Here is a 9,517-nt window from a genome sequence, read left to right as displayed (position 1 = left end):
GCTGGTGCGAGGAACTCGGCGTGGACGTCGTCACCCTCTACATGCTGTCCACCGACAATATGGGCCGGCCCCCGGAGGAGATCGAGCAGCTGCTCGACATCATCGCCAATACCCTCGACCGGCTCGGCGAGAGCAACCGCGTGCGTGTCCAGCCGGTGGGTGCGCTCGACCTGCTGCCTGACAACCTTGCCGGAAAGCTCACGGCGCTCGCCCGGCAGACGGAAAGCATCGACGGCCTGCACGTGAATGTGGCCCTCGGCTACGGCGGGCGGCGCGAGATCGTGGATGCCGTGAAGGAACTGATGCTTGACTCCGCGAAGGCCGGGAAGTCGCTCGAGGAACTCGCTGCGGAACTGACGGACCAGCACATCTCGGCTTTCCTGTATACCCGGGGGCAGCAGGACCCTGATCTCGTGATCCGCACCTCCGGCGAGCAGCGCCTGTCGGGTTTCCTCATGTGGCAGAGCGCCTACAGCGAGTTCTACTTCTGTGAAGCGCTGTGGCCCGATTTCCGGCGTGTCGACTTCCTGAGGGCGCTGCGGGATTACGGTCGGCGGCAGCGACGCTTCGGCTCCTGAACGCCGTCGTCGCAGCCCCCTCCGGCTCCTCGTCCGACACGCGGGGCCCCGCCTGCAATCCCGAAGCGGACGGCGTATCCTCAAGCCATCAACCGGTGCCCATTCCGGTTGATGGGAGGCCATCGATGACGCCGACCGTGCGTACCAGCACGTCGAGCATTTCGGGGAGGCCGTGCCCGGCCTCCAGGCCGGACCGCCCCCTACTAGTTCGGGGTGTAAACGCCCCGGAGTGGAGTCCACGTGGCCACTGCTGATCCAACCCCGACCGCCCGGAGCAAGGGAAACCGCACCTACGTCATCGACACCTCCGTGCTGCTGTCAGATCCGCGGGCCGTCCTGAGGTTCGCCGAGCACGAGGTGATCCTGCCCATCGTCGTAATCTCCGAACTGGAGGGCAAGAGGCACGATCCCGAGTTGGGGTACTTCGCGCGGAAGGCGCTGCGCCTCCTGGACGATCTGCGGATCGAGCACGGCGGACTGGACAGGGCGGTCGCCCTCGGTGAGGAGGGTGGAACGCTGCGGGTCGAACTGAACCATGTGTCTCCCGACGTCCTTCCAGTGGGTTTCCGCAGTGGTGACAACGATTCAAGGATCCTCGCGGTGGCGAAGTATCTCGCAGCGGAGGGCCGCGACGTGACAGTGGTGTCCAAGGACCTGCCGATGCGGGTCAAGGCCTCGGCCATGGGTCTCCGGGCGGACGAGTACCGCAGCGAATTCGTGAGGGATTCCGGCTGGACGGGTGTGGTGGAGCTGAACGTGTCGGTCGAGGAAGTCAACGCGCTGTACGAACACCAGCCGGTCTTCAATGCTGCCGCCGCAGAGCAGCCGATCAATACCGGGCTCATCCTGCTCTCGCCGCGTGGCTCGGCGCTCGGCCGGGTGGGCGCGGACAAGCAGGTCCGGCTGGTGCGTGGGGACCGGGACGTCTTCGGGCTGCATGGGCGCTCGGCCGAGCAGCGGCTCGCCATCGACCTCCTGCTGGACAAGGAGGTGGGCATCGTCTCCCTCGGGGGAAGGGCAGGGACGGGCAAATCGGCACTGGCGCTGTGTGCAGGGCTCGAGGCGGTGCTGGAGAGGCGCGAGCACCGCAAGGTGGTGGTCTTCCGGCCCCTCTATGCGGTCGGCGGCCAGGAGCTCGGCTACCTGCCGGGCAGCGAGAGCGAGAAGATGAACCCCTGGGCCCAGGCCGTCTTCGACACGCTCGGGGCACTGGTGTCCACGGAAGTGGTGGAGGAGGTGATGGACCGCGGCATGCTCGAAGTGCTGCCGCTGACCCATATCCGGGGCAGGAGCCTGCACGACTCGTTCGTGATCGTCGATGAGGCGCAGTCACTCGAGAAGAACGTCCTCCTCACCGTCATGAGCCGGATCGGCCAGAACTCCAAGATCGTCCTGACCCACGACATCGCCCAGCGCGACAACCTGCGGGTCGGCAGGCACGACGGCGTCGGGGCGGTGGTGGAGATCCTCAAGGGCCATCCGCTGTTCGGCCATGTGACCCTCACGCGGTCGGAGCGCTCACCGATCGCAGCGCTGGTCACCGAACTCCTCGAGGGCACCGATATGTGACGGGAGCTGTCCGGTGGACGCAGGCGAACCACCGGCTGAACCGACTGCCCGCGCTGCCCTAAAGTGGGTCAATGCCCACACCACAGTTCGTCCTCGACCTCCGCGAAAAGATCGGGCAGGCACCGCTCTGGCTGCCGGGAGCGGGTGCGGTGGTCTACGACGACGCCGGGCGGGTGCTGCTCTGCAAGCGGGCTGATACGGGTGCGTGGACCATCATCACCGGCATGATCGAGCCGGGAGAGGAACCGGCGGCCGCGCTCAAGCGGGAAGTGCTCGAGGAAACCGGTGTGGAGGTCGAGGTCGAGCTGCTCCTCGGCATCGGTGTCGTCGGTCCTGTCACCTTCCCCAACGGCGACGTGGTGACCTTCCTCAACCATGACTTCCGCTGCCGCTTCGTCAGCGGGGACGCGAGGGTCAACGACGACGAGTCGAGTGACGTCCGGTGGTTCCCGGTGGACGACCTGCCACCCCTCAACCCGCGGCACCTCGACCTGGTGACCACGGCCCGTACAGCCGACGGCGTCCCGCACTTCGTGCGCTGAACGGATGCAGACTGCGGGGGGCTGCGGAGCGGGCGGTGGCACGCCTGCGAAAACGACCGCACCCGATGACACCGGAGCGAATGCTTTCGGGCCGCATGCCGCCCATGGGTGCGCCGACGCGACGTTGCAGGCTAGCGCCGCGTCGTCGGAACCGGCCCGTCGTCCGGGTGGCCTGCTTCTCCGGACTTCGCACCGGAGGGGCCGGCGGCCACGGCGGCACGCTTGCGGCCGGCAGGAGTGCGCGCCGCGTCCAGCCGTTCCACCTCCAGCCGTTCCGCCTCCGGACCGCCGATCGCTTCGCCGCGCGCCACCATGCCGGAGGTCTCCGACAGGGGAATCTCCTTGAGGGTTATCGCGAGCACCAGGAACGGCACGAGGTAAAGGAAGACCGGTGCCAGGGCATCGGCGTAATCCCCGACGATGGCTTCCCGGAGGGCCCTGGGCAGGGCGTTGAGGGTCTCCGGATCAAGGGTGGACGTCGACTGTCCGGCGTCGGCAGGGCTCGCACCGAACGAGGTGAAGGTGGAGTTGAGCCGCTCGGACAGCCGGCTCGTGAAGATCGCTCCGAACACCGCGACCCCCAGGGATGCGCCAACCTCCCGGAAGTAGTTGTTGGTGCTCGTCGCCGTGCCCACCATCTCGGGTGAAACCGAATTCTGCACTACCAGCACGATGACCTGCATGATGAGGCCCAGGCCTGCTCCGAAGACGAAGAGCTGCGTGCAGATGATCCAGATCGGCGTAGCCGCAGTGAGTGTCGTCATCCACAGCAGGGCGACGATGGTGAGCGAGGTGCCGAGGATCGGGTAGATCCTATACTTCCCCGATCGTGAGATCGCGATGCCCGAGTAGATCGAGGTGCCGATCAGGCCGACCATCATGGGCACGAGCAGCAGGCCGGAAGCCGCCGCCGAGGTGCCCGACGCCATCTGGAGGAAAGTGGGCATGAAGGCGAGGGCGGCGAACATGCCGAGGCCCAGGGTGAAGCCGATGGCGGTGCTGTTGACGAACAGCCGGTTGCGGAACAGCGAGAGGGGAATGATCGGATCCTCGGCCCGGCGTTCGGCCAGAATGAACAGGGCGACCGCGAGGACCATGCCGACGCCGAATGCCCAGGTGAGCGGTGAGGTCCAGCCCTGCTCGGCGTCGGCTCCGAAGTCGGTGAAGAAGATCAGGCCGGTGGTGGCGATGGACAGCAGCAGCACGCCGGGAAGGTCGATGCGTTTGCTGGCCTTCTTCGCGGGCAGCTTGAGGGTGAACCACGCAATCGCGAAGGCCGCGATACCTACCGGGATGTTGATGTAGAAGGCCCAGTTCCAGGTCAGGTTGTCGACGAAGTAGCCGCCGAGCAGCGGTCCGGCAACAGCGGACAGGCCGAAGATGGCTCCGAGCGGGCCCATGTACTTGCCGCGTTCCTTGGCGGGGACGATGTCCGCGATGATCGCCTGGGACAGGATCATGAGCCCACCGCCGCCAAGGCCCTGCATGGCGCGGAAAATGACGGAGCCCCAGAAATCGGTGGCGAACGCGCACCCGATCGACGCCGCAGTAAAGAGGGCGATGGCGAACAGGAAGAGGTTGCGGCGCCCGAGGACATCGCCGAACTTGCCGTAGATCGGCATGACGATCGTCGTCGCCAGGAGATAGGCAGTGGTGATCCACGTCTGGTGTTCCACGCCGCCGAGCTGGCCCACGATGGTGGGCATCGCCGTCGACACGATGGTCTGGTCGAGACTGGAGAGCAGCATCCCCGCGATCAGCGCGGAGAAGATGATCCAGATGCGTTTCTGCGTGAGCAGCAACGGGCCGTCTGCGTGCGCCGTCGTCGTCATGGTGCGTCCTTCCGGGAAGTTTCCGCGAGGAGTGCGGGTGGGATGTCGAAGAGGGCGGCGAGCGCATCGATGTTCTGCTGCAGCACTGTCCTGTAGGACGCGGTGCTCTCCGGGCTGAAGAACTCGTCCACCGAGCGCCGGGCCAGCCCGCCCATCAGGAAGGTGGCGAGGCGGGCCCGGCGGTCGTCCGGCTCCAGGCCTTCGCGCTGCGCGATCAGTTGGGTCATCTCCTGCTGCTTGACCTCGGCCTTGGTGAAGATGCGTGCCAGAAGCTGGGGTTCCTTGCGGATGAGCTCCGAGACGGCGAGGTACTCCTCACGGGAGATGGCCAGCCGGCTGCCGAGTTCCGCGAACAGCTCTGCGAGGGCTTCGAGCAGCGGTGGGCGGTGGCCGTCCGGGGCGCCCCCCAGGAACTGGTCCACGAGGTCCTTCGGCAGTCCGTCGTCGGGTGGGCGAGGACGGCATCCTCCTTGGTCGGGAAGTAGTTGAAGAACGTCCGGCGCGAGACCTCCGCCTGGGAACACACCTGCTCGATGGTGAACCCGCTGAGCCCGTGCTCCAGCGTCAGGCCTCGGGCTGCAGCCACGATGGCGGTACGGGTTCGTACCCGCTTCTGCTCGCGGAGCCCGCCGCTGACGATACTTGCACTATCAGTCATAAAGTAATGAATTACACTTAACGGCCAAAAGTGCAATTCATTAGTGGACGTCGGCGAGGTAGTGGCCGCCGTGGGAAAAACGACGAACGCACCGGTATCGGCCGGTGCGTTCGTCGTCTTCTTGCGCGGCCGTCGGAGGGGAGCCGTGTGCGCTGACGCTACGCCTGTGGAGGGCGGGTCATCGACAGCACGTCGAGTGCCGAGTCCAGCTGCCCCTCGGTCAGCTCGCCGCGCTCCACGAACCCGAGGGCGACGACGGCCTCGCGGACGGTCAGTCCCTCGGCCACGGCCTTCTTGGCGATCTTCGCTGCGTTCTCGTAGCCGATGTACTTGTTGAGCGGGGTGACGATCGAGGGAGACGCCTCCGCGAGGAACCGCGCGCGTTCCACGTTGGCGGTGATGCCGTCGATCATGCGGTCCGCCGAGACCCGGGTGGAGGTGCTCAGCAGCCGGATGGATTCAAGGACGTTCCGGGCGATGACGGGAATTCCGACATTGAGCTCGAAGGCGCCGTTGGTTCCGGACCATGCCACCGTGGCGTCATTGCCGACCACCTGGGCGCACACCATGAGAACGGCTTCGGCGATCACCGGGTTCACCTTGCCGGGCATTATCGAGGATCCGGGCTGCAGGTCCGGAAGGGTGATCTCGCCGAGGCCGGTGTTGGGGCCGGACCCGAGCCAGCGCAGGTCGTTGTGGATCTTGGTCAGCGACACCGCGATGGTGCGCAGCATGCCCGAGACCTCCACGAGCGAGTCACGGTTCGCCTGCGCCTCGAAGTGGTCGCGGGCCTCGGTCAGCGGCAGGCCGGTATCGGCGGCGAGCAGTTCGATGACTCGGGCCGGGAACCCCGCCGGAGTATTGATTCCGGTGCCGACGGCGGTGCCGCCGAGGGGTACTTCGGCGACGCGGGGGAGCGAGGACTGGATGCGCTCGATGCCGTAGCGCACCTGCGCCGCGTAGCCGCCGAACTCCTGGCCGAGGGTCACGGGGGTGGCATCCATGAGGTGCGTGCGGCCGGATTTGACCACCGTGGCGAACTCGGCGGCCTTGCGCTCGAGCGCTTCGGCGAGATGCGCGAGGGCGGGGATGAGGTCGGAGGTCAGGGCAGAGGTCGCCGCGACGTGCACCGAGGTGGGGAAAACGTCGTTGGAGGACTGGGAGGCATTGACGTGATCGTTCGGGTGGACCGTCGTCGTGCTTCCCGCAGCTTCGAGGGCGCGGCTCGCGAGGGTCGCGATGACCTCGTTCACGTTCATGTTCGACGACGTCCCCGAGCCGGTCTGGTAGATGTCGACAGGGAAATCTCCGTCGTACAGGCCGTTCGCGACGTCCTCCGCAGCAGCCTCGATGGCGCGGGCGCGCTCGTCGTCGAGCACTCCCAACTCCGCGTTCGCGGTGGCCGCGGCCTTCTTGATCCGGGCCAGCGCCTCGATATGGGAGCGCTCGAGGGTGGTTCCGGAAATGGGAAAGTTCTCGACGGCACGCTGGGTCTGCGCCCGGTACAGCGCATTCACCGGGACACGCACTTCCCCCATGGTGTCGTGCTCGATCCGGTATTCGGTCCCAACCGGAGCCGAACCAGCGGAATCGGAAGGAGGGGAGGCGGGAACGGAGGCTGCAGGCGTGGGAGTCATGCGCCAATTCTCGCCTCCGGAGCTACAGTGCGCCAAATCCCGAAACGAGCACCGCCTTGCCCTCATCGAGGCGGTAGGACACGCCGACGACGGCGACGGAGCCGCGCTGCACCGCGTCGGAGATGACGCGGGAGCTGTCGATCAGCCGCTTGGAGGTCTGCTTGGTGTGTTCGACAGCCGTCGCGTTGACGTCGAGGATGCCCGCACGGCGCGCCGTCAGCACCGACGGAGTAATCCGCTCCACGAGGTCGCGCAGGAAACCGATGGGCATGTCGCCCGTCTCCACCGCCTCCATGGTGGCGGAGACAGCTCCGCAGTTGTCGTGTCCGAGGATGACGATCAGCGGGACGTTCAGCACGCTGACGCTGTACTCGAGCGAGCCGAGGACGGCGTCGTCGATGACCTGCCCGGCGGTGCGGACCACGAAGGCGTCACCGAGGCCGAGGTCGAAAATGATCTCTGCGGCGAGACGCGAGTCCGAGCAGCCGAAGATGACGGCGAACGGGTTCTGGTCGTTGATCAACGACGTGCGGCGGGAGGCGTCCTGGTTGGGATGCGACAGATCTGCGGCGACGAAACGGGCGTTGCCCTCACGCAGTCGCAGCCATGCCTGGGCGGGAGTCAGTTGCTTCTTCACGCGCCTACTCTATCGGCGCATCACGGGGCTTCCGCAGCGGCAGGTGTCCGTGTGGCTTCCTCGGCGGCGTTGTCCTCGATTTCCGCCAGGGTGGCCCCGCCCAGCAGGTCGAACTCCGCAAGGCCGGCTTCGCCGTTGAGGATGATCCTCTGCCCCTGGAATTCGGTGGTGAGGGCGGTGTCCCCATCGGGGCTGTCCAGCAACTCCCACTCCACCCCGTCGATGGTGCGCGTCCCCGACACCTGCGCCTCATCGAGCCGCTGGGACACCCAGGTGGGGTTTGCCTGATCGGTCTGCGTCAGCTGGATGAAGCCGCGGTCCGCGGTGAGGAAGCCGACTTCCCAATAGTTGACGCCGTCGCTGGTTCCGGCGTTCCAGCGGGCGAAGTTGGAGGTCCAGCCCTCCGGGTCCGGGGCCGCCGGAAGGTAACCGGCGTCGCCCGCCGCCTGCCGGGCGGCCATCTCCACATTGACGTCCCGCTGGTACGTCTCGGCGGTGTAGGTGGGATTGAGGAAGTAGACGGGAAGGACGACGGCGATGGTCGCCCCAAGGGCGATGAGCATGCCGATCACCGTGGAATTGGCTCGCTTGGCCTGCGCCGGAGTCAGCACCGGCCGGACGGGAGGCTCCCCGCCGGGCGCAACCTCACCGTCCCCCGGCGCTGCAGCGCCGTCCGGAACCGGAGTGCCTCCCGCTCCGCCTTTCGTGTCGGTATCGCCTGTGCCATTCGTGTTTGGGCTGCTGGGTTCCCGCTCCTGATCATCCACGCTCCCATTTTCCCCTACTTCGGGCGGTCGGCCTAACCGGCAGGGCGCTCCCTGACCGGCGGCTGCGACCTTCCGGGACGCGCAGCGAAGGGGAAGATTTCGACCGCACTAGAATGGGTTCCGGGGGCCCCGCCTGCGGTTCCCCGACGCGCACCACCAGGAACTTCGACGATGAGGATTGACGTGTCCCAAAACTCCGAAAACGCCCGGTATTCAACCCTTTCGCCAGCCCTTGCCGTAGGAGATGACGAGCCGGACCGCAACCTGGCACTCGAACTCGTCCGCGTCACGGAGGCCGCTGCCATCGCCGGCGGCCACTGGGTGGGTTTCGGTGACAAGAACCTGGCCGACGGCGCAGCGGTCGACGCCATGCGCTCGCTGCTCTCCACGGTCCATTTCAACGGGATCGTGGTGATCGGTGAGGGCGAGAAGGACGAGGCGCCCATGCTGTTCAACGGCGAGCGCGTCGGCGACGGAAGCGGGCCCGAGTGCGACGTCGCCGTCGACCCGATCGACGGAACCCGCCTCACCGCCCTCGGCATCAACAATGCGCTCGCCGTCCTGGCGGTGGCCGAGCGCGGCACCATGTTCGATCCGTCCGCCGTGTTCTACATGGAAAAGCTGGTCACCGGGCCCGAAGCGGCCGACATGGTGGACCTCCGCCTGCCCGTTCGGCAGAACCTGCACCTCATCGCGAAGGCGAAGAATCGGAAAGTCAGCCAACTCAACGTCATGATCCTCGACCGGGACCGCCACAAGCCGCTGGTCGAGGAGATCCGTGCGGCCGGCGCGCGCACCAAGTTCATCATGGACGGCGACGTGGCCGGCGCCATCGCTGCGGCCCGCGAGGGCACCGACGTCGACGCGCTCATGGGCATCGGCGGGACCCCCGAAGGCATCGTTGCTGCCTGCGCGATCAAGTCTCTGGGAGGCGTGATCCAGGGCCGCCTGTGGCCCACGAGCGACGACGAGAAGCAGAAGGCGCTCGACGCCGGCCACGACCTCGACCGCGTGCTGTCCACCAATGACCTCGTCACGAGCGACAACTGCTACTTCGCCGCCACGGGAATCACCGACGGCGACCTTCTGCGCGGGGTCCGCTACAGCAAGGACAAGGTGCTGACGCAGTCGATCGTGATGCGCTCCAAGTCCGGCACCATCCGGGTTGTCGACGGGGAGCACCAGGCCCACAAGTGGGAGACCTACGCGCGCCTGCGGTAGGCCGGCGAGGTGACGGCGGGCCGGGCCGGGCCGGCGCCGATCGGGCGGTCGGCGGTCCGGCCCGGCGCTCCTGCCG

General features: G+C 66.9%; 9 protein-coding genes. 4 read left to right on the top strand and 5 right to left on the bottom strand.

The window, feature by feature from the left end; genetic code table 11:
- From uppS to Y704_RS0109390, 3 genes are all read left to right on the top strand, one after another.
- A partial coding sequence (uppS, locus tag Y704_RS20180) for a polyprenyl diphosphate synthase (protein WP_035772206.1) occupies positions 1-578 on the top strand: 578 nt, incomplete at its 5' end.
- Positions 579-818: 240 nt separating this feature from the next.
- A complete protein-coding gene (locus Y704_RS0109395; RefSeq protein WP_026549931.1) occupies positions 819-2,147 on the top strand; it encodes a PhoH family protein in 1,329 nt (442 codons plus the stop codon).
- A gap of 71 nt (positions 2,148-2,218) precedes the next feature.
- Positions 2,219-2,689 (top strand): NUDIX hydrolase, encoded by a 471-nt coding sequence (locus tag Y704_RS0109390; protein WP_026549930.1) that lies wholly within the window; start codon positions 2,219-2,221, stop codon positions 2,687-2,689.
- A 131-nt stretch (positions 2,690-2,820) separates the two neighbouring features.
- Here the strand turns inward: Y704_RS0109390 and Y704_RS20175 are convergent, their stop codons facing one another.
- The 5 genes from Y704_RS20175 to Y704_RS20165 form a co-directional block, all read right to left on the bottom strand.
- Positions 2,821-4,521: an MDR family MFS transporter gene (locus tag Y704_RS20175; RefSeq protein ID WP_035772204.1), complete on the bottom strand. Its 1,701-nt coding sequence runs from the start codon at positions 4,519-4,521 to the stop codon at positions 2,821-2,823.
- On the bottom strand, positions 4,518-4,943 hold the full coding sequence (locus Y704_RS24470; protein WP_051476872.1) for an acyl-CoA-like ligand-binding transcription factor: 426 nt from the start codon (positions 4,941-4,943) through the stop codon (positions 4,518-4,520). The genes Y704_RS20175 and Y704_RS24470 overlap by 4 nt, the downstream gene beginning before the upstream one ends.
- 394 nt (positions 4,944-5,337) lie before the next feature.
- The gene (locus Y704_RS0109375) at positions 5,338-6,816 is read right to left on the bottom strand and encodes a class II fumarate hydratase (protein ID WP_081747525.1); all 1,479 of its coding nucleotides are present in this window, start codon (positions 6,814-6,816) and stop codon (positions 5,338-5,340) included.
- Positions 6,817-6,838: 22 nt separating this feature from the next.
- Positions 6,839-7,453, bottom strand: a complete 615-nt coding sequence (locus tag Y704_RS0109370; RefSeq protein WP_026549928.1) for a carbonic anhydrase — start codon at positions 7,451-7,453, stop codon at positions 6,839-6,841.
- A 20-nt stretch (positions 7,454-7,473) separates the two neighbouring features.
- Positions 7,474-8,220 (bottom strand): DUF4245 domain-containing protein, encoded by a 747-nt coding sequence (locus tag Y704_RS20165; protein WP_051476871.1) that lies wholly within the window; start codon positions 8,218-8,220, stop codon positions 7,474-7,476.
- Between the two features lie 171 nt (positions 8,221-8,391).
- On the opposite strand from Y704_RS20165, the gene glpX reads away from it, so the two are divergent.
- Positions 8,392-9,441, top strand: coding sequence for a class II fructose-bisphosphatase (glpX, locus tag Y704_RS0109360; RefSeq protein ID WP_051476870.1), 1,050 nt, complete (start codon positions 8,392-8,394; stop codon positions 9,439-9,441).
- Positions 9,442-9,517: the final 76 nt, after the last annotated feature.

Origin of the sequence: Arthrobacter sp. Br18 (assembly GCF_000520555.1) — a bacterium.
Classification (GTDB): domain Bacteria; phylum Actinomycetota; class Actinomycetes; order Actinomycetales; family Micrococcaceae; genus Arthrobacter_D.
The sequence above is the reverse complement of the archived record's forward strand: the minus strand, read 5'-3'. Positions and strand labels throughout refer to the sequence as shown.